Origin of the sequence: Pacificoceanicola onchidii, assembly GCF_004804335.1 — a bacterium.
Lineage (GTDB): Bacteria > Pseudomonadota > Alphaproteobacteria > Rhodobacterales > Rhodobacteraceae > Pacificoceanicola > Pacificoceanicola onchidii.
The window spans coordinates 12,475-34,382 of sequence record NZ_SRXY01000005.1 but is presented as its reverse complement, the minus strand read 5'-3'; the positions used below and the strand labels follow the sequence as shown (position 1 = coordinate 34,382).

20 protein-coding genes are annotated in these 21,908 nt (G+C 63.3%); 15 read left to right on the top strand and 5 right to left on the bottom strand.

The window, feature by feature from the left end; genetic code table 11:
* Window positions 1–2: 2 nt before the first annotated feature.
* Window positions 3–1,037: an LLM class flavin-dependent oxidoreductase gene (locus E4662_RS13660; protein WP_136442156.1), complete on the top strand. Its 1,035-nt coding sequence runs from the start codon at window positions 3–5 to the stop codon at window positions 1,035–1,037.
* A 9-nt stretch (window positions 1,038–1,046) separates the two neighbouring features.
* A complete protein-coding gene (locus E4662_RS13655) occupies window positions 1,047–2,516 on the top strand; it encodes an aldehyde dehydrogenase (protein WP_136442155.1) in 1,470 nt (489 codons plus the stop codon).
* 244 nt (window positions 2,517–2,760) lie between these two features.
* Here E4662_RS13655 and E4662_RS13650 read toward each other — a convergent pair whose 3' ends face one another.
* Entirely contained in the window at window positions 2,761–3,555 is a 795-nt protein-coding gene (locus tag E4662_RS13650) for an IclR family transcriptional regulator (protein ID WP_136442154.1), read from the bottom strand.
* 120 nt (window positions 3,556–3,675) lie between these two features.
* Here E4662_RS13650 and E4662_RS13645 point away from each other — a divergent pair, with 120 nt between their 5' ends.
* From E4662_RS13645 to E4662_RS13635, 3 genes are all read left to right on the top strand, one after another.
* Window positions 3,676–4,611, top strand: a complete 936-nt coding sequence (locus E4662_RS13645; RefSeq protein ID WP_136442153.1) for a tripartite tricarboxylate transporter substrate binding protein — start codon at window positions 3,676–3,678, stop codon at window positions 4,609–4,611.
* A gap of 92 nt (window positions 4,612–4,703) precedes the next feature.
* The gene (locus tag E4662_RS13640) at window positions 4,704–5,984 is read left to right on the top strand and encodes an aspartate aminotransferase family protein (protein WP_206080296.1); all 1,281 of its coding nucleotides are present in this window, start codon (window positions 4,704–4,706) and stop codon (window positions 5,982–5,984) included.
* Window positions 5,981–6,928 carry a homoserine kinase gene (locus tag E4662_RS13635; protein ID WP_240705194.1) on the top strand — a complete coding sequence of 316 codons (948 nt, stop codon included), beginning with the start codon at window positions 5,981–5,983 and terminating at the stop codon, window positions 6,926–6,928. The genes E4662_RS13640 and E4662_RS13635 overlap by 4 nt, the downstream gene beginning before the upstream one ends.
* 262 nt (window positions 6,929–7,190) lie before the next feature.
* Here the strand turns inward: E4662_RS13635 and E4662_RS13630 are convergent, their stop codons facing one another.
* Window positions 7,191–8,186 (bottom strand): NAD(P)H-dependent flavin oxidoreductase, encoded by a 996-nt coding sequence (locus E4662_RS13630; RefSeq protein ID WP_136442152.1) that lies wholly within the window; start codon window positions 8,184–8,186, stop codon window positions 7,191–7,193.
* Window positions 8,187–8,411: 225 nt separating this feature from the next.
* Between E4662_RS13630 and E4662_RS13625 the strand changes: the two genes are divergently transcribed.
* The 3 genes from E4662_RS13625 to E4662_RS13615 all read left to right on the top strand — a co-directional run bounded on the left by E4662_RS13625 (window position 8,412) and on the right by E4662_RS13615 (window position 12,372).
* Window positions 8,412–9,203, top strand: coding sequence for a hypothetical protein (locus tag E4662_RS13625; RefSeq protein ID WP_168797976.1), 792 nt, complete (start codon window positions 8,412–8,414; stop codon window positions 9,201–9,203).
* A 164-nt stretch (window positions 9,204–9,367) separates the two neighbouring features.
* Window positions 9,368–10,315, top strand: coding sequence for a GAF domain-containing protein (locus E4662_RS13620; protein ID WP_136442150.1), 948 nt, complete (start codon window positions 9,368–9,370; stop codon window positions 10,313–10,315).
* A 200-nt stretch (window positions 10,316–10,515) separates the two neighbouring features.
* On the top strand, window positions 10,516–12,372 hold the full coding sequence (locus E4662_RS13615) for an SLC13 family permease (protein WP_136442515.1): 1,857 nt from the start codon (window positions 10,516–10,518) through the stop codon (window positions 12,370–12,372).
* 54 nt (window positions 12,373–12,426) lie between these two features.
* Here the strand turns inward: E4662_RS13615 and E4662_RS13610 are convergent, their stop codons facing one another.
* Together E4662_RS13610 and panB are read right to left on the bottom strand one after the other, a co-directional pair.
* Window positions 12,427–13,518 carry an aromatic ring-hydroxylating oxygenase subunit alpha gene (locus E4662_RS13610; RefSeq protein ID WP_136442149.1) on the bottom strand — a complete coding sequence of 364 codons (1,092 nt, stop codon included), beginning with the start codon at window positions 13,516–13,518 and terminating at the stop codon, window positions 12,427–12,429.
* A complete protein-coding gene (panB, locus tag E4662_RS13605) occupies window positions 13,515–14,375 on the bottom strand; it encodes a 3-methyl-2-oxobutanoate hydroxymethyltransferase (protein ID WP_206080295.1) in 861 nt (286 codons plus the stop codon). Before panB ends, E4662_RS13610 begins: the two co-directional genes overlap by 4 nt.
* A 126-nt stretch (window positions 14,376–14,501) precedes the next feature.
* On the opposite strand from panB, the gene E4662_RS13600 reads away from it, so the two are divergent.
* The 3 genes from E4662_RS13600 to exaC all read left to right on the top strand — a co-directional run bounded on the left by E4662_RS13600 (window position 14,502) and on the right by exaC (window position 17,808).
* A complete protein-coding gene (locus E4662_RS13600) occupies window positions 14,502–14,975 on the top strand; it encodes a MarR family winged helix-turn-helix transcriptional regulator (RefSeq protein ID WP_136442147.1) in 474 nt (157 codons plus the stop codon).
* An 11-nt stretch (window positions 14,976–14,986) separates the two neighbouring features.
* Entirely contained in the window at window positions 14,987–16,090 is a 1,104-nt protein-coding gene (locus E4662_RS13595; RefSeq protein ID WP_136442146.1) for a glycine cleavage T C-terminal barrel domain-containing protein, read from the top strand.
* Window positions 16,091–16,284: 194 nt separating this feature from the next.
* Window positions 16,285–17,808, top strand: coding sequence for an acetaldehyde dehydrogenase ExaC (gene exaC, locus E4662_RS13590; RefSeq protein ID WP_136442145.1), 1,524 nt, complete (start codon window positions 16,285–16,287; stop codon window positions 17,806–17,808).
* Between the two features lie 130 nt (window positions 17,809–17,938).
* On the opposite strand, the gene E4662_RS13585 is transcribed toward exaC, so the two are convergent.
* Window positions 17,939–18,844 (bottom strand): LysR family transcriptional regulator, encoded by a 906-nt coding sequence (locus E4662_RS13585; RefSeq protein WP_136442144.1) that lies wholly within the window; start codon window positions 18,842–18,844, stop codon window positions 17,939–17,941.
* Between the two features lie 105 nt (window positions 18,845–18,949).
* Between E4662_RS13585 and E4662_RS13580 the strand changes: the two genes are divergently transcribed.
* The 4 genes from E4662_RS13580 to E4662_RS13565 all read left to right on the top strand — a co-directional run bounded on the left by E4662_RS13580 (window position 18,950) and on the right by E4662_RS13565 (window position 21,895).
* On the top strand, window positions 18,950–19,879 hold the full coding sequence (locus E4662_RS13580; protein ID WP_136442143.1) for a VOC family protein: 930 nt from the start codon (window positions 18,950–18,952) through the stop codon (window positions 19,877–19,879).
* Window positions 19,880–19,955: 76 nt separating this feature from the next.
* Window positions 19,956–20,600, top strand: coding sequence for an alpha/beta hydrolase (locus tag E4662_RS13575; protein WP_136442142.1), 645 nt, complete (start codon window positions 19,956–19,958; stop codon window positions 20,598–20,600).
* On the top strand, window positions 20,597–20,896 hold the full coding sequence (locus tag E4662_RS13570) for a GNAT family N-acetyltransferase (protein ID WP_206080294.1): 300 nt from the start codon (window positions 20,597–20,599) through the stop codon (window positions 20,894–20,896). Before E4662_RS13575 ends, E4662_RS13570 begins: the two co-directional genes overlap by 4 nt.
* A gap of 33 nt (window positions 20,897–20,929) precedes the next feature.
* The gene (locus E4662_RS13565; RefSeq protein ID WP_136442141.1) at window positions 20,930–21,895 is read left to right on the top strand and encodes a pirin family protein; all 966 of its coding nucleotides are present in this window, start codon (window positions 20,930–20,932) and stop codon (window positions 21,893–21,895) included.
* Window positions 21,896–21,908 lie beyond the last annotated feature (13 nt).

Genomic DNA, 21,908 nt, shown 5'->3' with positions numbered 1-21,908 from the left:
CCATGGAGTTTTCCCTTTTTGCCCATATGGACCGGCAGGATGCCGACTCCTCGCAAGAGAAGATGCATGAGGAATTCATTGCCCTGTGCCAGATGGCTGATGAGGCGGGGATGCGCGCGGTCTGGACCGGCGAACATCACGGCATGGATTTTACAATTGCGCCCAACCCTTTGATGTCTCTGGTCAATCTGTCCTATCATACGAAGAACGTGCGGCTGGGCACCGGCACGGTGATTGCGCCGTTCTGGCATCCGATCAAATTGGCCGGAGAGACCGCCTCGGCGGATCTGATGACTGGCGGGCGGATCGAACTGGGGATCGCGCGCGGGGCGTATTCCTATGAGTATGAGCGGCTGATGCCGGGGCTGGACGCGTGGCAGGCTGGCCAGCGGATGCGGGAGATCGCGCCGCTTTTGCCCAAGCTCTGGGAAGGCGATTGCGCCCATGAAGGGGAGTTTTTCCAGTTCCCCGCGACCACGTCCACGCCGAAACCGGTGCAGAAAGACGGCCCACCGATCTGGATCGCGGCGCGTGATCCGAACAGCCATGAATTTGGCGTGCACAACGGGTTCAACATCCAATGCACGCCGCTCTGGATGGGCATGGAAGAGATCGAAACGCTGATGGGACGGTTCAACGACGCCTGCGCCAGCTTTGACGGCCCGCGCCCCAAGATCATGCTTTTGCATCACAGCTATGTCGGTTCGGATGCCGACGATGTGGATCTTGCCGCACAGGAATTGTCGCGCTTTTACAATTACTTCGGCGCGTGGTTTCAGAACAAGCGGCCGGTTGAGCAGGGTATGATCCAGCCTCTGACGGAGGAGGAAATGGCGGCGAACAAGATGATGGCGCCGGAGAACCTCGCCCGTGATCTGACCATCGGGACGGCGGCGCAGGTGACGGACAGGCTTAGGGCCATTGAGGATCTGGGTTATGATGAGTTTTCATTCTGGATCGACAGCGGCATGAGTTTCGAGCGCAAACGCGCCTCGCTTGCCCGGTTCATCGACGATGTCATGCCGAAATTCGCCTGAGGAGGCCCCATGAAACACTATCCGCTTTTAATCGACGGGGCCTGGGTTGAGGGCGCTTCGGGCCAGACCATGACCTCGGAAAACCCGGCCACAGGCGCGTCTTGGGCGACATTTGCCTGCGCCGCGCCCGAGGATGTAGAGCGCGCGATTTCGGCTGCGCGCCGCGCGCTGAGCGATCCGGCCTGGCGCGATCTGACCCAGACGCAGCGCGGCAAGCTGCTCTATCGCCTGGCGGAGCTGGTCGAGGAAAACGCCAGACATATCGGGGAGATAGAGACCACGGACAGCGGCAAGCTGCTGGCTGAAACCGCCAGTCAGACGGGCTATGTGGGCGATTATTATCGCTACTACGCGGGGCTGGCGGACAAGATCGAAGGGGCGGTTTTGCCCATCGACAAGCCCGACATGCACGTCTTTACCCAACGCGCGCCGATTGGCGTGGTGGCGGCCATCGTGCCGTGGAATGCGCAGATGTTCCTGACCGCAACGAAGCTTGGCCCGGCGCTGGCGGCGGGTTGCACCGTGGTGCTCAAGGCCTCGGAAATGGCCCCGGCCCCGATGCTGGAATTTGCCAGATTGATCGAGGCGGCGGGCTTCCCGCCCGGGGTGGTATCGGTCATCACAGGGGATGCGGAGAACTGCGCGATCCCGCTCACGCGGCATCCGGATGTGGACCGCATTGCCTTTACCGGCGGGCCGGAAACGGCGCGGCACGTGGTGCGCAATTCGGCGGAGAATTTCGCGGTTACGTCTTTGGAGTTGGGCGGAAAATCCCCGATTGTCGTGTTTGAGGATGCGGACCTTGATGGCGCGGCCAATGGGCTGATTGCGGGCAATTTCGGCGCGTCCGGGCAAAGCTGCGTCGCGGGCTCGCGCGGGATTGTGCACCGCTCGGTGCTGGAGACCGTGGCGGCAAAGATCGAAGAGCGCATGGCGGGGGTGGTTATTGGCGATCCGCTGGAGCCGGGCACGCAGATCGGCCCGCTCTGCACGGCGGCGCAGGTGGCGCGGATCGAGGACACGCTGGCCAAGGCGCAGGCGCAGGGCGCGCGCATCCGGTTTGGCGGCGCGCCGCTGGATCGGCCCGGCAACTACATGGCACCGACGCTGGTGGAATGTGCGGGGCCGGAGACGGAAACGCTCAAGGTCGAGATGTTCGGCCCTGTCATGTCGCTCCTGCCGTTTGACACCGAGGAAGAGGCGATTGCGCTGGCCAATGCATCCGTATTCGGGCTTGGCTCTGGCGTGTTCACGGAAAACCTCGCGCGCGCGCATCGGGTCTCTGCGCGGATCAAGGCGGGGATTTGCTGGGTCAATACGTATCGCGCGGTGTCGCCCATCGCGCCATTTGGCGGGCTGAACCAGTCGGGTTACGGGCGCGAGGCGGGGATCGAAGCGGTGCTTGATTACACGCGGACCAAGACGGTCTGGATCAACACCTCTGACAAGCCGATGAGCAATCCATTTGTGATGCGGTAGACCGTTTTCCGCAGACTCGCCTTCTACACCTGAAGTCCATGACGTGGAGGTGTTCCCCCGGATCGCGCGCGATCCGGTTCGCGCCCGACCCCGCCCCCCAGGGCGGGCGCGAAATGACCGCAATGTTTCAAATGGGTTGCCCCGAGTTCGTTTTTCGTATCAGCCACCAGGCGCAAAGGCGCCCGCCCTCGGTGCCGGGCGCGAACCGATGTGGTTACCAGCGTCCAAGTCGCGAAAGTCCGCCTCAGCCCTCAAGGACCAGGGTTGCGATCAGGTCTTCGTAGCTGCGCGGGCGGCGTCCGCCGAGGCCGTTGGTGATCTCTCCGGCTGCCGCCAGCACCGCGCGGATGCTCAGGGCGCGTTGCGCGTCGCTCATCCGGTGCGAGGGGGTGGAGACGGAGACCCCGCCGCAGGCCTTGCCCGTGCGGTCAAAGAGCGGCGCGGCCAGCCCGTGCACCTCTTCTTCGTTGGTCTGGTCCGATTCCGCATAGCCCTGCGCGCGGACCGCATCGACACGGGCGCGCAGCGTTTCGGCGTCGGTCACGGTGAACGGGGTGAGGCTCGCGCGGGGGGCGGCCAACACCCGGTCGAGCAGGCTCTCGTCGGCAAAAGCCAGCGTTGCCAGCCCCGAGGCGGTGCTGTGGAACGGCAGGACCTCGCCTGCGACCAGCGACACCCGGTTGCTCTTGCGGCTTTCGCAAGTGGCGATGTTCGCCAGCGCGCGGCCCGAGATCAGCGAGGCGTGTACGGTCTCGCCGGTCTGCGCGGACAGAGTTTCGAGAATGGGCTGGACCACAGAGGCGATGGGAAAGGCCGTCTCGCGCACCCGCGCCAGCCGCAGCACCCCGGCCCCGAGCCGGTAGAGCCTCGAATCGGCCTGCTGCTCCACCAGCCCGGATTCGGCCATTGCGCCCAGCATCCGGTGCACCGCCGCCTTGTCGACACCTGACCGACGGGCAATTTCCGACAGGCCCAGTTCCGGCTCTTCTTCGGAAAAATGTTCAAGCAACATGAGGGCTTTTGCGACGGTCGAGGACATTTCGGCTCCTTGTTCGGGGCCCCTTTTGGACAGAGGATCGTTGACACAGCAAGGGGTTTTGCGTCAAAATCACCAGTGTTGATAATATAACACCAATAGACTCGAACAGGGAAGCCGTCAATGTCCACAATCAAATCCATTCTCGGGGGCGCTCTGCTGGCCGCGCTCGCAGCACCTGCCTTTGCAGACTACCCCAACAAGCCCGTCAGCTTCGTCGTGCCCTTCCCGCCGGGCGACCTCGAAGACGTGCTGACACGCATGATCGCAGAAGACTTCGAAGACGAATATGGCGTTGCCGCCGCGGTGGTAAACAAGCCGTCCGACGGTGGCCCCTTCCCCGGCGCGGCCGAAGTGGCCATGGCCCCGGCGGATGGCTACACCATCGGCTCTTTCGTGGTGGGCGTGCCGGTGGTTGGCCCCGAGGTTGGCATTCCGGCGCTCAGCCCCGATCCGTTTGACCCGCTCGGCGTCTTTGTCACCTACCCCTTCGTGATTGCCGCCTCCAAGAACGCGCCTTACGCGACCATGGAAGAGCTGGCCGCCCATTCGGCGGACACCCCGCAGCTGCTGGGCCATTTCGGCGCTTTCCTGCTGCCGACGCAGGCCACTTTTGCCGCCGCCAAGAGCATGGGTTTCGAATGGGGCGGTGAAGCCTCTGCCGGGGCGCTGGACTGCAACTCGCTGGCCTCCGGCGACTTTGACGTGATCAACACCACGATCCAGCTGGTCCTGCCCTGCCTTGACGATGTGAACATCCTCGCCGCCATCACCGAAGCGCCGATCTCTGTCGCGCCCGATGCGCCGACGCTGGCCTCCATCGTGCCGGATCTGAATATCTCGCTGTGGAACGGATTGTTTGTGCACAAGGACACGCCGCAGGACGTGCGTGACAAGATCGTTGCCGTGGCGGAGAAAACCATGGCCTCCGAGCGCGCCCAGACGCTGGCCGCGCAGACCGGTGCGCTGGTCTACTGGCAGAACGCCGAAGATGCGGCGGCGCGGATCGCCTCCGACATTGCCGTCTCGGGCAAGATCAACGCGATGATCGCCGAGTAATCCCGGCCCCCGGCGCGCCCGCCAACAGGGCGCGCCTCTTTGCGGCCCGCCGCCGCATCATGCCCTTCCCCTGCACTTTGGCCGGACTGAAAATGAACGCTGACCTTCTCACCCGCCGCCAGAGCCTGCTAGGCCCCAATGTCTCCACTTTCTACGATGAACCTGTGCACATCACGCGTGGCGAAGGCGTCTGGATGTGGGATGCGCAAGGGCGTAAGTATCTCGATTGTTACAACAATGTCCCCCATGTCGGGCATTGCAACCCGCGCGTGGTGGAGGCGATCACCCGGCAGGCGCAGACGCTCAACGTGCACACACGCTATCTGCACGAGGGCATTCTCGATTATACCGAAGCCCTGACGGGCACCTTTGCGGAGCCGCTCAGCACGGCGATCCTGACCTGTTCCGGGTCGGAGGCGAATGACATTGCCCTGCGCATGGCCGAGGCGATGACCGGCAAGCGCGGGATCGTGGCGACGGACGCCACCTATCACGGCAACACGGCGCTGGTCTCGCAGTTGTCGCGCTCCAATATCCCCGAGGTGGGCTTTGGCTTGGATCAGTATTTCCGCCATGTCGAAGCGCCGGACAGTTACCGCATCCCGGACCCGGACGGGCGGCGCTTTGCCGAACATGTTAAGGCGGCGATTGACGATCTGGAGGCGTCAGGCGTGGGCTTTGCCGCGCTGATTGTCTGCCCGCTGTTCCTCAACGAAGGCTTCCCGGATCAGGGTGAAGGCTGGCTCCGGCCCGCCGCCGAAGCCGCCCGCCGCGCCGGGGGGCTGCTGATCTGCGACGAGGTGCAATCGGGGTTTGGCCGCTCCGGCTCGCATTTCTGGGCGCACGCGCGGCAAGGGGTGACGCCGGATATTGTCTGTCTGGGCAAGCCCATGGGCAACGGGCATCCGGTGGCCGGTCTGGTCACAACCGCCGAAATCATGGCCCGGTTCCGCCATGCGTTTCGCTATTTCAACACCTTCGGCGGCAACCCGGTCTCCTGCGCGGCGGCCATGGCGGTTCTGGAGGAACTGGAGGCCGAGGACCTGCAGGCCAATGCGCTGCGGATCGGCAGGCTGGCGGCGGAGCGGCTGAAAGCGCTTGCCGAAAAACACGTGGTGATCGGCGATGTGCGGCAATCGGGCATGGTCTTTGGCGCGGAGTTTGTGCTGGACCGGGAGAGCAAGGCCCCCGCAAGCGCCTATGCGGACCGCGTGGTCAATGCCATGCGCCAGCGCGGCGTGCTGCTCTCCAAACTGGGCCGACACAAGAACACCCTGAAGATCCGTCCGCCGATGCCGTTTGGCGAGGCACATCTCGATCTGCTGATGGACACGCTTGATGCGGTGCTGACCGACACCCCGGTGACGCCGTGACGGACCTTGCCAGCGCGGCCCTGACGCTTTGGGGCATGCAAGGCGCGCCTTGCAGCTTTGTCGCCGGGCGGGAAAACCGTGTGTACCGGGTGCAATCGGATCGCGGCGATTTTGCCCTGCGGCTGCGCCGCCCCGGCCTGCGCTCTGCCGCGGAGTTGCGCTCGGAGCTGGATTGGATGGCCGCCATGGGCGCGGCCGGGCTGAGCGTGCCGCGCCCGGAGCCGTCGCGTTCCGGCCAACTGCTCGAAGAGGTAGACGGCCATCGCGTGGACATGGTCAGCTGGCTTGACGGCACGCCTTTGGGCAAAAGCCGCGAGGCGCTGACGCTACCCGATCCCGAAGGCGCGTATCTCCGGCTGGGTCAGGAGATGGCCCGTCTGCACGACGCCTGCGACAGCTTCACCCCGCCTCAGGGGTTTCACCGCATCGCGTGGGACCGGGAAGGCCTGCTGGGCGAAGCGCCGCTCTGGGGCCGGTTCTGGGAGAACCCGACGCTGGATGCGGAAACCCGCGCGCTGCTGGAAGCGTTCCGCGCCCGCGCCGCCCGCGATCTGGAAGCCTTGCAGGACAGTCTCGATTACGGGCTGATCCACGCGGATCTCGTGCGCGAAAACGTGCTTCTGGACGGAGGCACGCTGTCGCTGATCGACTTCGACGATGGCGGCTATGGCTTTCGCCTGTTCGACGTGGCCACGGCCCTGCTCAAGAACCGCAACGAGCCGCTATATGAACCCCTGACAGCCGCGCTGCTTGCGGGGTATCGCAGCCAGCGCCCGCTGGAGAGCGCGCAGCTTGGCCTGTTCATGGCGCTGCGCGCGGCGACCTATGTCGGCTGGATCGTGCCCCGGATGGGCGAGGACGGCGCGGCGGCGCGCAACGCGCGGTTCACCGAAGACGCCCGCGCGCTTTGTGCGGATTATCTGCGGCACCCTGCTTTGAGCTAGGGTCAGGACCCATTAATTTACGACGCGCAGTTTGCCAGATTTTTGCTCCAGACAAGGCATAGGGCCGCAGGAATAGTTATCTATTTCAAGGCTCTATAACGCAGGCCGGGGCAAAATCCGTCAAACCCGAAGGGCAAGGAGAAATGCACGCTCTCAGCCGCTTGGCTTCCTTGACAAGGCAACCAGCCTTGCCTGCGAAACCCAAACATCTGATAATGCGCATTTTTCCTTGCTGCGCATCGCAAATTAATGGGTCCTGACCCTAGCGCGACCAGCCCGGAAACGCCGCCACCTGCGCGGCGAGGCGGGTTTGGGCGGCGCGGAATTCGGCCTCGATCCGGTCCACCAGCGCGGCGGCGGGCACCACCGCATCGACCGCGCCGATGCCCTGCCCTGAGCCCCAGATCTGTGCCCAGCTTTTCGGCTTTTCCTTGCGGTCTTCGTCAAAGCTCATGGTCGACGGATCTGACGCCCCGAGATTGTCGGGATCGAGCCCCGCCGCCGCAATGGACGGGCGCAGGTAGTTGCCCCAAACCCCTGTAAACACATCGGAATAGACGATATCTTCTGCGCCGCTCTCGGTGATCATCTGCTTGTAGGGCGGCACGGCGTTGGCCTCTTCTGTGGCGATGAAGGCCGAGCCGGAATAGCCGCCATCCGCCCCCATGGCGAGCGCCGCCAGAAGCGCATCCCCGGTGGCAATGGAGCCGGACAAATAGAGCGGTCCGTCGAACCAGGCGCGGATTTCCTGAACCAGAGCCAGCGGCGATTGCGCGCCCGCATGCCCGCCCGCCCCGGCGGCGACGGCGATCAGCCCATCGGCCCCCTTCTCAATCGCTTTGCGGGCAAAGGTGTTGTGGATGATGTCATGCAGCACGATGCCGCCGCAGCTGTGCGCCGCCTCGTTGACCTCTGGCCGTGCGCCGAGCGAGGTGATCCAGACCGGCACCTTGTGGCGCACGCAGGTCTCCATGTGCTGCTCCAGCAGGACGTTGGAGCGGTGCACGATGTGATTGACCGCAAAAGGCGCGGCGGGGGTGTCCGGGTGCGCCTGATTGTGGCGGTCGAGTTCCTCTGTGATCCGGGTCAGCCATTCGTCCAGGCTATGGCCGTCTTTCTCCCGCGCATTGAGCGCCGGAAACGCCCCGACGATCCCGGCCTTGCACTGGGCAATCACCAGGTCGGGGTGCGAGACGATGAACATCGGGCTGCCGATGAGCGGCAGACGGGTGTTATGCAGGATGCTGGGAAGGGTCATGTGGGGGTCCTGATCAAAGCGGGTCTTGCCGGCAATCGAACCTCGGTTATCCGGCGCGCACAAGCGCCGGGGGTTTGTTCCGTTGCGTCGGACCTCCGCTCCTGCTCAATGACAATTCCTCCAAAGGAGACGCCAAAGTGACCGTTCCGCCTTGAACCAATTGGCGTCTTCAATCAGGTTCATCGGCGATAATTTTCAAAGAGTTTGTGTTCAGGATTTTTTGACATGCCCAACCCGTCCCAATGCCGTTATTTCCCGATCAGCACAGACCTCGCCTATCTTACGAGGCATGGGCATGGGCCATTGGACGACGCCTCGCAACGCGCAAAAATGTATTGGGCAAAGGCGGGTGAGCTCGGGCTGATCTGGGACCACAGCGCTGATCCCTTCATCCGTTCTCCGAAGGAAATCCCAAACAAACAAGCGCCGCGTTTGACTGTAGAATTGAGCAACAAGCGCACGCCCTTACCCGATTTTCTGAACATCACCTCCAATGGATTGATCTTCATACGGCCCGGGTGGTCCGATAGCCTTGACGGGCTGCCGATCGACAGCCTCGCATGGCCGCCGGCCCTGTTCCAGATCGCGTTTCAATCGTCATCAGACAGTCGGCTTTGTAGCTATGTTGCGGGGCTGCCGTATCTCGGGTGGCAAGAAAACCTCGCTCAGCATACTGGGATCGACTGGGGTAAAAGCCGCTTTTGTCGGGTCAAGGCGTTGTCCTTGATGCGCGACGACAAGCCGGTGCAGCGCGCGGTGGAGGACCTTTCGTTTGCCAACGGTCAGGACGCGGAAGACTATCTTGAAAAGAACGAAGGCGGGCGGACAAGCGATCGTATTCTCAGAATTCTATATCCGCAGGCCCTTGCCTTGAAACTCAAAGCCTTCCCCGCGTTTTTCCAGTTTGAGACCAAGCTGTTCGTCTCAGAAGAAATCGCCAGATCGCGTCGCGGGAAAGCGCCCTTTGGAATGGAAGTCTACGAGCAAAACGGGTTTGTCGCGGAGTTGGCTTCTTAGGATTCTGACCCAGAAACGTAGAGCAATAGGCGAGGCCGGTCATTGTGGCGTTGATCGTCGACAAAGGAGGCACCCTACGACCAAAGCGCGGGTGGTTCTCGGCGCTGCCAGACCCTAGCGTCGCGGCGCAAGGAGGAGGCGCGGCTCGGCTTCGGGGAGAGACCATGGTTTATGCAAGGCATGCAGATAAGGTGGCTGAGGCGGCTCTGTCGGACAGGGCGGCGGCGCATTCGATGATCGTGGCGTCGTGGCGGCGGTCGATGCTGGCGCATGATCTGGACCCGTCGAGCAAGGCGCGCGGCCTGCGGCTGACGGCGTCAGAGCAGGCGGAGCGGCGCGAGGCGAGCGCCTCCTTGCTGAGCATTGCCAGCCCCCTGCTGGACGATCTGCACATGCTGGTCGCGCAATCGGGCTGCGGTGTGTTCCTGTCCGATGCCGAAGGCGTGGTGCTGGAACAGCGGATGCGCGACGGCGATGCGGCGGCGTTTGATGCGTGGAACCTGTGGAGCGGCGCGCATTGGGGTGAAGAACACGAAGGCACCAATGGCATTGGCACCTGTCTGGCCGAAGGGCGGCGGGTGGTCATTCACCGCGACGAACATTTCGCCGCGCGCAACACCGCGATGAGCTGCATTGATGCGCCGATCCACGATGCCTGTGGGCGGATTGTCGGGGCGCTGGATGTCTCTTCGGCGCGCTCTGATCAAAGCGGCGGGATGAACCGGCTGATGGCCGAGGCGGTGACGCAATGCGCCCGCAAGATCGAAACCGGCCTGTTCCGCGCCAGCTTCCCCGATCATCGCATCATGATGGCGGATGAGGACGGGGCGGCGCTCTTGGCGGTGGATGCGGATGACGTTGTGCAGGGCGCAAACCGCGCGGCGCGGCGGCAGTTCGGACTGGGCCCGCGCGGCACTCTGGCCCCGCGCCCGGCGGTGGATTTGCTGGGGCACGCGCCGGAGCATCGCGGTTTTGACCGGGGCTCGGCAGCCGCCATCCGGCGCGCCTTGCTGCGCAATGATGGCAACGCCAGCGCGGCGGCGCGGGAGCTTGGGATTGGCCGGGCGACGTTTTACCGAAAGCTGCGCAAGCTGGGGATCGCAACCGGCTGAGACGCCGGTCTGGGCGAACGCCGCCCATAACGGGGCCGCCTGCCCCACCTGTCCCCATCGCCCCTCTCAGCGCCCCGGCAAACCCGGCACCCCCTCCGAATTTCCCCTCGCCTGAAATTACAGGCTTTGCAGAAAACAGATTTTGTTTGATGATGAGGGGGGATGGAGACCTTTTAGTGCCTATAGAACTGACATTTGAGATGATGGTCGTACTCGCCGTTTTGGGTATCACCGTTGTCCTTTTCGTGACCGAATTTTTCCGGATCGATTTCACCGCCATACTCGTGATGATTGCGCTGGGGCTGCTGTCTCAGTTTCCCGGGCTCGAAAATCTGGCCGATCCGAGCCGATTGTTCGAGGGCTTTGCATCAAACGCGGTGATCTCGATCATCGCGGTCATGATCATCGGGGCCGGGCTCGACAAGACCGGGCTGATGAGCAAGGTCGCATCGACCATCCTGAAATACGGCGGCAAGACCGAAGCCCGCATCATCCCGATCATTTCCGGCACGGTCGGGATCATTTCCAGTTTCATGCAGAATGTCGGCGCGGCGGCGCTGTTCCTGCCCGTCGCAAGCCGAATTTCCGTGCGTACGGAGCTGCCTCTGGGCCGGTTGCTCATGCCCATGGGGTTTTGCGCGATCCTTGGCGGGACGGTCACGCTGGTCGGCTCGTCACCCCTGATCCTGCTCAACGATTTGCTGGTCACGGCAAACGAGGCGCTGCCCGAAGACAGCCAGATGGAGATGTTTTCGTTGTTTTCCGTGACGCCGGTCGGGCTGGCGCTGCTGGTCAGCGGCATCCTCTATTTCATGCTGCTCGGGCGGTGGGTTCTGCCCAGCCAGGCCACCAAGGAAGAGGGCAGCACCGGCCAATCCGTGCGCGATTATCTCAAGCGGATATATGGTCTGAAGTCCGATCTTGTCGAAGTGGTGGTGCCCGAAGGGTCGATCCTGCGGGGGCAGACCTTTGCGGACATCATGCTGGCGCACAACCTTTATATCGTTGGCTCCTACCACCGCGGCCAGCGCTGGTTCACGCCCATTCTGACGACCAAGGTCGAGGATCCGTGCCGCCTCGCCATCCTCGGGCGGCGCAAGGTGATCGAAGACATTGCCGACGTCTACGGGCTCAAGGTGCTTCCCGATCTCGACATTTTTGCCGAGCCTTTTGCGCCCACGGTGGCCGGGGTTGCCGAGGTTGTCATCCCGCCTGAATCCGACCTGATCGGCAAGACCGCGCGGGATGTGCTGATGCGCAAGACCTATGGTCTGGGCCTGCTTGCCATCCACCGCGCCGGGGAGACCCTGAGCCTTGTCGAAACGCCCGACCACGAGGCGGTGAACGTCAGTCAGGAACCGTTCCGCTCCGGCGACACGCTTGTGGCTTTCACCGCATGGGACCGGCTGGCGCGGCTGACCAAGGACCGCAATTTTGTTGTTGTGACCAGCGATTTCCCGATGGAAGAGCTGCGCCCGAACAAGATGTTCTGGGCGCTTGTCTTCTTTGCCATTTCGGTCTCGCTGATCCTGTTCACCGACTTGCGGCTGTCGCTGGCGCTTCTGGTCGGCGCGGGCGGCATGATTGCCACCAACGTGCTGCGCATCGACGAAGCCTATGAGGCGGTCAGCTGGTCCACGGTCTTCCTGTTGGCCAGCCTCATACCCTTGGGGCAAGCGGTGCAGAACACCGGCACCGCCGCCTGGATTGCCGAACAGGTTCTGATTGTGCTGGATGGCTGGCCCATATGGGGCTTGCAGGCGGGGATTGCGGTGCTGGCCACCGTATTCACGCTGGTGATGTCGAACGTCGGCGCGACGGTTCTGCTCATTCCGCTTGCGGTCTCAATAGCCGTGGCCGCCGGTGGCGATCCGGCGATCTTTGCCCTGACGGTTGCGATTTCGACGTCCAACTCCTTCATCATCCCGACCCATCAGGTGAATGCCCTGATCATGGGTCCGGCGGGCTATCGGGTGATGGATTTTGTCCTGGGCGGCGGGATCATGTCCGTGCTGTTCCTCGTCGTCTCGATGACCATGATGAACCTGATCTTTTAGCGGCGGGCGCGCGCCCCGGACAGGCCGCGCGCCAGACACCCTTTCAAGCCGGGACTACCCGCGCGCGAGCGCGCGCCCTTCTGCCTTGAGCTTCCTGTTCAGGATCTGGCGCACCTTGATCCCCGCGCCGTCGGCCCCAAGCGTGACCTCCAGAAAATCAAGGCCGCGCGGGTCCGCCGCCACGCTGGCCTGCAGCTTTTCCAGGAGATGCTTGTCCTCGTCAAAGGCCGCTGTCACGCTGTTGCGGGTCTTTTCGGCGACCTCCTCGGTCAGGCTCGGCACGTCGAAGGCGGCCATCCAGAAGTAATGTGTCTTGCCCCGCTGGGCGGGCGTCACGATGTGGCAGCCGCGCACGATGAAATCGGCGCGTTTGCCGGCCTCCGGCGCGGGGTCATGCACGTTCCAGTCGGAAAACGAGATCGCCAGCGTCGGCATCCGGCCTTTCTGCACCCGCTTGATCGGCTTGTCTTCGGGCAGCCCCATGCCCGCACAAAACAAAGGCGACAGCGGCGCAAGATCGAAGGCCTGCTCGTAACACAACGTCTCGCCCTCCATGTAGGTCTCGGGGGCGGTGATCCAGTCGTCCTGTTTGAAGGTGTTCTTGTGCAGGAAGGCGATGTGGGTCAGATCCAGCACGTTTTCGCGGATCAGGACCCAGTTTGCCGCCACTTCGTAATAGCCGTGAACCGGGGTCCAGTCCGGGCTGATCTGATAGCCCACCTCGGGCGGCTCGCAGTCAATGGCGTCCTGATCCCCCATCCAGATCCAGACATAGGCCCCCGCTTCCTTCACCGTGAAGGCGGGGATCTCGGCGGTCTTGGGTTTCATGTGCTGGGTCGGGGCCTTGGTGCAGCGCCCGGCGGTGTTGAACTCCATCCCGTGGTACGGGCAGACGATCTTGTCCCCGGCCACGTGGCCTTCGCTGAGCGGTGCCCAGCGGTGCGGGCAGCGGTCATAGAGCGCCGCCGGTGTGCCGTCTTCGAGCCGGTAGAGCACCACCGGCGTCTCCAGCAGCCAGCGCGCCAGCGGGCGGGTTGTCACCTCGTCGCGGTGCGCGGCCACCCACCACATGTTCCGGGGGTAGTTGTCTTCCAGCATCCCGTTGGGGATCGTCTGGCCGTTGGCTTGGGTGTTGCTGTCTTTCATGGTGCGTCCTCCCCCTTCAAGAGCGCCGCGAACCGTGTGATTTCGGCGGGTTTCATCGTGTAGCTGTGCTCGGCGTCCGGAAAATGACCGCTGCGCACATCCTGCGCATAGGCAGCAAAGGCCTCTGTCGCGATCTCGGCCAGATTGGCGTAGCGCTTGGCGAATTTCGGTTTAAACGTGTCGAAAGCGCCCAGCAGGTCATAGCCGTTGAGCAGCTGGCAGGTGCCCGCAGCGCCCGCCCCAATCGAAAAGGTGAAGATGTCCACCGCCTCATCAACCGCCTTGCCCACCTCATAGGGCATGGCTTCGATCTCCAGACCGATGGCCCCGGCGGCTTCGATGGCGCGGGCGTCCTCGACAATGGCCATTGCGGCTTCGGCGGTGCGGCCCTGCATCCGGAAGCCGCCAAGCTGATGCACCTTGTGCGGCAACAGGCCGACGTGGCTCATCACCGGCACACCGGCATCCGCCACCGCGCGAATGATATGCGCGCCTTCGCGGCCCAGCTGCAGCTTCACCGCATCCGCGCCGCTTTCCTTCATCATGCGCAGCGCATTTGCGACCGCCAGATCGGGGGTGGCATAAGATCCGTAAGGCATGGACACGATGCAGAGCGTGTTCGGCGCGCCGCGCCGCACCGCCTGCGTGTGCATGATCATCTGATCCACGGTCATCGCCAGGGTGTTCTCGTGGCCATGCAGTGTCATGCCCAGACTGTCACCCACGCCGACAATGTCGACCCCGGCGCGCTCGGCCCAGGCGGCGGTCAGCACCTCGCCCACAGCCACCATCACAAGGCGCTCTCCCGCGGCCTTCTTTTCCGCCAGTTCCGGCAGCGTGAGTTTTGTCCCGGACATTTTCACCTTTTGCGACAGGAGCGACATGGGGAGGTCGCATTTATTGTTCCATTTGGAACAACATGCGGTAAAACATCCTCTGTTGGCAATGAAAAACCGAGCGGCACTTTAGGCGGGGACGGCGCAATGGCGGATACAGACGGCTCAGACCTCACGCGGATTTTCGACACGATCGAATACCCGGAGGCTTTCAGGATAACCTATCTGGCCAACGCGATTGTCTTCCCGGCCTATGCGGAGATCAAACGGGACTTCGGCCTCGTGCGGGCCGAGTACATCCTGCTGGCCTGCCTGTCGCATTTCGACATTCTCACGGCACAGGAGGTTGCGCGCATCTCCAGACGCCCGCGCAACACGATCAGCCGCGCGGTGCACCGCATGCTGCAAGAGGGCTACCTCGACCGCGCGCCCGATCCCGACGATGGCCGGCAAGCCCGGCTTCGGATCACGGCGAGCGGACGGGATCTGCACAGCCGGATCTCCGGCTACCTGCGCCGGAGGCAGGACACGGTGCTGGGAAAACTCACCGATGCGGAACGCAAAACCCTCTCCACGCTGCTGAAAAAGGCCGCGTTGAACGCGGCCGAGCTTGATGACTGAGGCGCACGACCATGGCTGAAATCGGACCCAACACACGCTTGCGGGTATCGCCCTTTTACAACGCCACGGTGCAGGACGGGGTGACGGCGTTTTCCCCGTATAATGCGATGCTGATGCCCGTGTCTTATGGCAATCCTGACGCGGAATATGACAGGCTGCTCAACGGCGTCTCGCAATGGGACGTGAGCGTGGAGCGTCAGGTCGAAATCACCGGACCAGACGCCGCGCGGCTTGTTCAGCTGTTGTCGGTGCGGGATCTGTCGACCATCGAGGTCGGCAAGGGCAAGTACATCCCCATGTGCGACCACCGCGGTGTTTTGATCAACGATCCGGTTGTGCTCAAGCACGGCAGCCACACGTTCTGGCTCTCGATCGGGGACAACAACATCCTGATGTGGGCGCGGGCCATCGCCGCCGAGCGGGGCCTGAACGTGGCGATTTGCGAGCCGGATGTCTCGCCCATGGCTGTTCAGGGCCCCAAGGCCGAAGAGGTGGTTGCGGCGGTCTTTGGAGACTGGGTCCGGGCGCTGCGGTATTTCTGGTTTGCCCCTGCGGAAATCTCGGGGATTCCGGTGATTGTGCAGCGCTCCGGCTATTCCAAACAGGGCGGTTTCGAGATCTACCTGCGTGACGGATCGCGGGGCACGGAGCTTTGGAACATCGTCAAGGAAGCGGGCCAGCCCTGGGGCATCGGGCCGGGCAATCCCAACCCGATTGAACGCATCGAAAGCGGATTGCTGTCTTATGGCGGCGACACCGACGACCAGACCACCCCGTTCGAGGTGCGTCTGGGCAAATACGTCGATCTTGATCTGGACGACGACGTGATTGGTATCACGGCGCTGCGCCGGATCAAGGCCGAGGGCGTCCGGCGTCAGCAGCTTGGCATCGTCTTTGACACCTCCGAACGGCACCCCGGCCACGCGATCTGGTACGACATCGAAAAGGACGGACAGAAGATCGGGCACATGACCTGCGGGGCCTGGTCTCCGCGGGCGCAGGCGATGATCGGCTTTGCGCTGGTCGGCGCGGAGCATCGTGTCGGGGAGGCTGTCGACGTCAAACGCGGCGGGTATCGGGACAAGGCCAGGCTCTGCGCGCTGCCGTTTTTCTGACGACCGGGACCGGGGTACAAGGCCCGGCATTCCCGATGATCTGCGGTCCTTTGGCCATTCCCGCTGAGACCTGTCTCATCTGTGAGACAGGTCCCCTGTCCTGCCCTCTTGCCCCCGGTTTTGCGGGAGAAGTCCGCGAGGCATCCTCCCCTCACAGCGGCCCAGCCTGTGGCCGATACCTGGAGGAGACAGTTATGAACGAGATGACCCAACTCGACACGGCGGCCTACGAGTCCCCGTTCAAACCGCGCTATGACAACTTCATCGGCGGCACATTCGTGGCCCCCGTAAGCGGCGAATACTTCGACAACATCACGCCGATCACCGGCGAGAAGGTCTGTGAAGTGGCCAAGTCCGGCGCGGCGGATGTGGAGCTGGCGCTGGATGCGGCCCACGCAGCCAAAGACGCCTGGGGCAAGACCTCGGCGGCGGAGCGTTCCAACGTCCTGCTGAAGATCGCCGACCGTCTCGAAGAGAACCTCGACCTGCTCGCCAAAGCTGAAACATGGGACAACGGCAAGCCGATCCGCGAGACAACCGCCGCCGACATTCCGCTCTCCGTGGACCATTTCCGGTACTTCGCGGGCGTGCTGCGCAGCCAGGAAGGCTCCATGTCCGAGATCGACGCGGACACGGTCGCCTATCACTTCCATGAGCCGCTGGGCGTGGTTGGCCAGATCATTCCGTGGAACTTCTCCATCCTGATGGCCGCGTGGAAGCTGGCCCCGGCGCTGGCGGCGGGCAACTGCATTGTGCTGAAACCGGCGGAACAGACCCCGGCGGCGATCATGGTGCTGATCGAGGTCATCGCGGACCTGCTTCCCGCAGGTGTTTTGAACATCGTCAACGGCATGGGCCCGGATGTGGGCGCGCCGCTGGCGGAAAGTGACCGCATTGCCAAGATCGCCTTTACCGGCTCGACCGAGACCGGCCGGATCATCATGAAGGCCGCGACCAAGAACCTGATCCCGGTGACGCTGGAGCTGGGCGGCAAGAGCCCGAACATCTTCTTCTCGGACGTGATGGCCGAGGATGACGCTTTCCTCGACAAGGCGGTCGAAGGCTTTGTTCTGTTTGCCTTTAACCAGGGTGAGGTTTGCACCTGCCCGAGCCGTGCCCTGGTTCAGGAAGACATCTACGAAGAGTTCATCAAGCGCTGCATCGCCCGCGTGGAAGCGATCATCCAAGGCGATCCGCGCGACATGAACACCATGGTCGGCGCGCAGGCCAGCCGGGAGCAGCAGGACAAGATCACGTCTTATCTGACCATCGGTGTCGAGGAAGGCGCGGAAGTGCTGACCGGCGGCGCGGCGGCGCGGTTCAACGGCGATCTGGCAGGCGGTTTCTATGTCCAGCCGACGATCCTGAAAGGCCACAACAAGATGCGCGTCTTCCAGGAAGAGATCTTTGGCCCGGTTGTGTCGGTGACGACCTTCAAGGACGAAGAAGAGGCGCTGGCGATTGCCAATGACACCATGTACGGCCTCGGCGCCGGCGTGTGGTCGCGTGATGCAAACCGCTGCTACCGTTTTGGCCGCAATATTGAAGCGGGCCGTGTCTGGGTCAACAACTACCACGCCTACCCGGCGCATGCGGCCTTTGGTGGCTACAAGCAGTCCGGCATCGGGCGCGAGACTCACAAGATGATGCTGGACCACTACCAGCAGACCAAGAACATCCTGATGAGCTACAACCCCAACAAGCTTGGTTTCTTTTAATCCCTCCCAGGATGGAAAACCGAAGCTTGAGACCCCGCGCGCCTTGTGCGGGGTCTTTTTGCACGACGGTGCAGGAGGCGGCGCCGGATCGAATTCGGAACTGCGTTGGATCGGGAAGTCGGAGAAAGCTTCAGAACTCGAACCCTGCTTCGTCGCCGAGGAAGCCTTCGAAGAATTCCGCAAAGGTGGCGACCAGCGGCGGCAGGGCCTCATATGGCGGATAGAACAGCGACAGCCAGAGCGGCGGCAAGGTCCAATCTGGCAAAACTTCCTCGATCAGCCCCGCCTTGACCCCCTCATCGGCGTGGAAGCCGGGCAGAACCACGATCCCCGCCCCTGAAAGCGCCAGTTGATAGAGCAGATCGCCGTTGTTGGTATGCACGCCCTGCCCCGCCGTGACCGGACGTTTGAGACCGCCCTTTTCAAACCGCCAGACCTCGGGCGCCTCTCCCGCGCCGTAAGACAGGCAGAGTGCCGGGTCGAGGTCATCTGGGGATTGCGGGCGCGGGGCGCGGTCAAACAGGGCGGGCGCGGCGACGGCGCGCATCGGCACCTCGCAAAGCTTGCGCCAGATCGTTGATTTGTCCTGCGGCGGGCGCGAGACGCGGATCGCCAGATCACAGCGTTCGGCCACCACATCCACCAGCCTGTCGGTCATCTGGATGTTGAGATCAATGTTCGGATAGGCCAGCCGGAACGCCTCCACCAGACCCGGCATGACACGCAGGCCAAAAGACATGGGCGCGTTGATCGAGAGCCGCCCGCGATGGGACATCATCTCGCGGCTGAGATCCTCCCCGGCCTGATCGAAGGCCGCAACCAGCGGCCTGTAGCGCGCTGCCACAAGCGCCCCGGCGGAGGTCATGGAGACTTGCCGTGTGGTGCGCAGGAGCAGTTGGCGGCCAAGGTCTTCCTCCAGTTTCGCCACGATCCGCGTGACGGAAGCCGGGGTCAGCCCGAGCGCCTTGGCGGCGGCGCTGAAGCTCTGCCGTTCGGCCACTTCGAGGAAGGTTCTGATGGGTTTGAGATCTTGCATGACGCCACTATTATCATTCTCGCAATAATGAATGCAAATTACGATCTATAGATTTTCATAATGGAGGCGTTAAGTCTGGTTTCAACAGAACACAGGAGACGCGCCATGGAAAAGCACATCAAAGGTCTGCATCACGTCACCTCGATGGCCGGGGATGCCAATCAAAACAATCGCTTCTTCACCGATACGCTCGGCCTGCGCCGGGTCAAGAAGACCGTGAATTTCGACGCGCCGGAGGTGTATCACCTCTATTTCGGCGACGAACACGGCACGCCGGGATCGGTCATGACCACCTTTCCCTTTGGCCAGATGCCGCGCGGCACGCGCGGGACCGGCGAGGTTGGTGTGACGGAGTTTGCCGTGCCGAAGGGATCGCTGGGCTTCTGGCAGGAGCACCTGACGACCAAGGGGGTTACAGGTCTGAAAACGGACAGTTTTCTGGGTGAAGCCCGGCTGAATTTCGACGGACCGGATGGCGATGATTTTGCTCTGGTCGAGGCCGAGGACGAAGGCCGGATCGCCTGGACCGGGGACGGTGTTGGCTCGGGCGAAGGCATCCTTGGCTTTCACGGCGCACGCTTCCGGCTGCGGGACGCGGCGGCGACGGGCGAATTGCTGCAGTTCATGGGGTACGAGAAGGGCGAGCGCGAGGGCGCTGTGACCCGCTACCGGATTGAGGACGGCAATGCGGCGCGCACCATTGATCTCGAAGAGTTGCCAAGCGCCGGTCAGGCGCAGCAGGGCGCGGGATCGGTGCATCACATCGCTTTTGCCGTGGAGGACCGCGCGGCGCAGCTTGAGGTGCGCAAGGCGCTGATGGACACGGGCTATCAGGTGACGCCGGTCATTGACCGCGATTACTTCTGGGCGATTTATTTCCGCACGCCGGGAGGAGTTCTGTTCGAGATTGCCACCAATGAGCCCGGGTTTGACCGGGACGAGGACACGGCGCATCTGGGTGAGGCGTTGAAGCTGCCCGAGCGCTATCGCCCCTTCCGCGCACAGATCGAAAAAGGGCTGCCAGAGATTGCATGACCCGCTTGTCGACCCTGATGGGTCGCCGCGCAAATGTCCCTGATGGGTCGCCGCGCTTAATCAAAGGGTGCCTTCCATGACCGAGACCTACCACCACCTTTCCCACGCCCCGACCGGCGGCGCGCCATTGATCTTTGCCTTTCACGGCACCGGCGGAGATGAGACGCAGTTCTTTGACTTCACCCGCCAGATCGCGCCGCAGGCGGGGGTTGTCTCGCCGCGCGGGGATGTCTCCGAGTTCGGCGCGGCGCGGTTCTTTCGCCGCACGGGTGAGGGCGTTTATGACATGGACGATCTGGCGCGGGCCACGGCGAAGATGGCCGCATTTGTTGAAGGATGGAAGGCGCAGCACCCCGGCAGCCCCGCATACGGCTTTGGCTATTCCAACGGGGCAAATATCCTTGCCTCGGTGATGATGGCGCGGCCTGATCTGTTTGATCGCATTGGGCTTTTGCACCCTTTGATCCCATGGACGCCGGAGCCTGCGCCAGGGCTGCGCGGCAAAGAGGTGCTGATCACCGCCGGGCGCAATGATCCGATTTGCCCGTGGCCCATGACAGACCGGCTTGTAAGCTGGACCCGGGCGCAGGGCGCGGCGGTGGAAACCGTTGTGCACGATGGCGGGCATGAGATCCGGCGCGAGGAAGGCACGGCGCTGGCCGGGTTTCTGCAAGCTCCGACAATGACGCGCGGTGAGGCGCAAACGGGAGACGTGGCATGAGAGATATCACCATCAAAGCCGATCACAGCGGCAACAAAGGCCGGTATGTGGCCCGTGTGGCCGGGGCGGAGGACGAGGCGGAGCTGACCTTTTCCCGCGCCTCGGACAGGCTGATCATCGTCGATCACACCGGCGTGCCGGACAGCCTGCGCGGCAAAGGGCTGGCCGCCGCATTGGCGGCGCGCGCCATTGAAGACGCCCGCGCCGCCGGCACGCGGATCATGCCGCTCTGCCCGTTCTTTCGCGCCTATGCCATGCGCCACCGGGCGCAGGTTGAGGATGTTGTTGATCTTTGAACCGCGGGACCACCCCCGCCAAGGAGACGCCTTATGAGCTGGAATCCCACGCAGAATCCCGACTGCCCGAACGCCGGTCTTGACGGGCTGGAGACACTGATCATCCCGCGCGCCCGCGATCTGGGCGGGTTCGAGGTGCGCCGTGCCCTGCCCTCGCCGAAACGGCAGATGGTGGGCCCGTTCATCTTTTTCGATCAGATGGGACCGGCGGAGTTCATCACCGATGGCGGCATCGACGTGCGCCCGCATCCGCATATCGGGCTGGGCACGGTGACGTATCTCTATCAGGGCGAGTTCGAGCATCGCGACAGTCTTGGAACGCACCAGATGATCTATCCCGGCGAGGTGAACTGGATGGTTGCCGGGCGCGGCGTAACCCACTCGGAGCGCACCAGCGCCGAGACGCGGGCGACACGGCACAAGCTCTTTGGCATCCAGACCTGGATCGCCCTGCCCGAGGACCGCGAAGACATGGCCCCGGATTTCGAGCATCACAAGAAAGAGGCGCTGCCGGAACTGGATGACAAAGGCGTCGCGGCCAAGCTGATCCTTGGGTCCGCCTATGGCAAGACCAGCCCTGTCACCATGCAATCCGAGACGTTTTACGTGGACGTGGTGCTCGCAGCCGGGGCGCAGTTTCCGCTGCCCGACGATCATGAGGATCGCGGCCTCTACGTGACCGAAGGTTCCGTAGAGATCGGCGGGGAAGTGTTTGAGGCGGGCCGGATGATGGTGTTCCGACCGGGCGATCGCATTTCTGTGCGCGCAGGCGAACGCGGCGCGCGGCTGATGGCGCTTGGCGGGGAAACGATGAACGAAGGGCGCTATATCTGGTGGAACTTCGTCTCATCCTCGCGCGACCGGATCGAGGAGGCCAAGGAGGCGTGGAAAGCCGCCGATTGGGAGAACGGGCCGTTCCGCCTGCCGCCCGGCGATGATGCGGAGCATATCCCGATCACGCCAGAGCTTGAACGCGGGAAGCCGCGCAAGCCCAAGTGAGACAAGGCCGCGC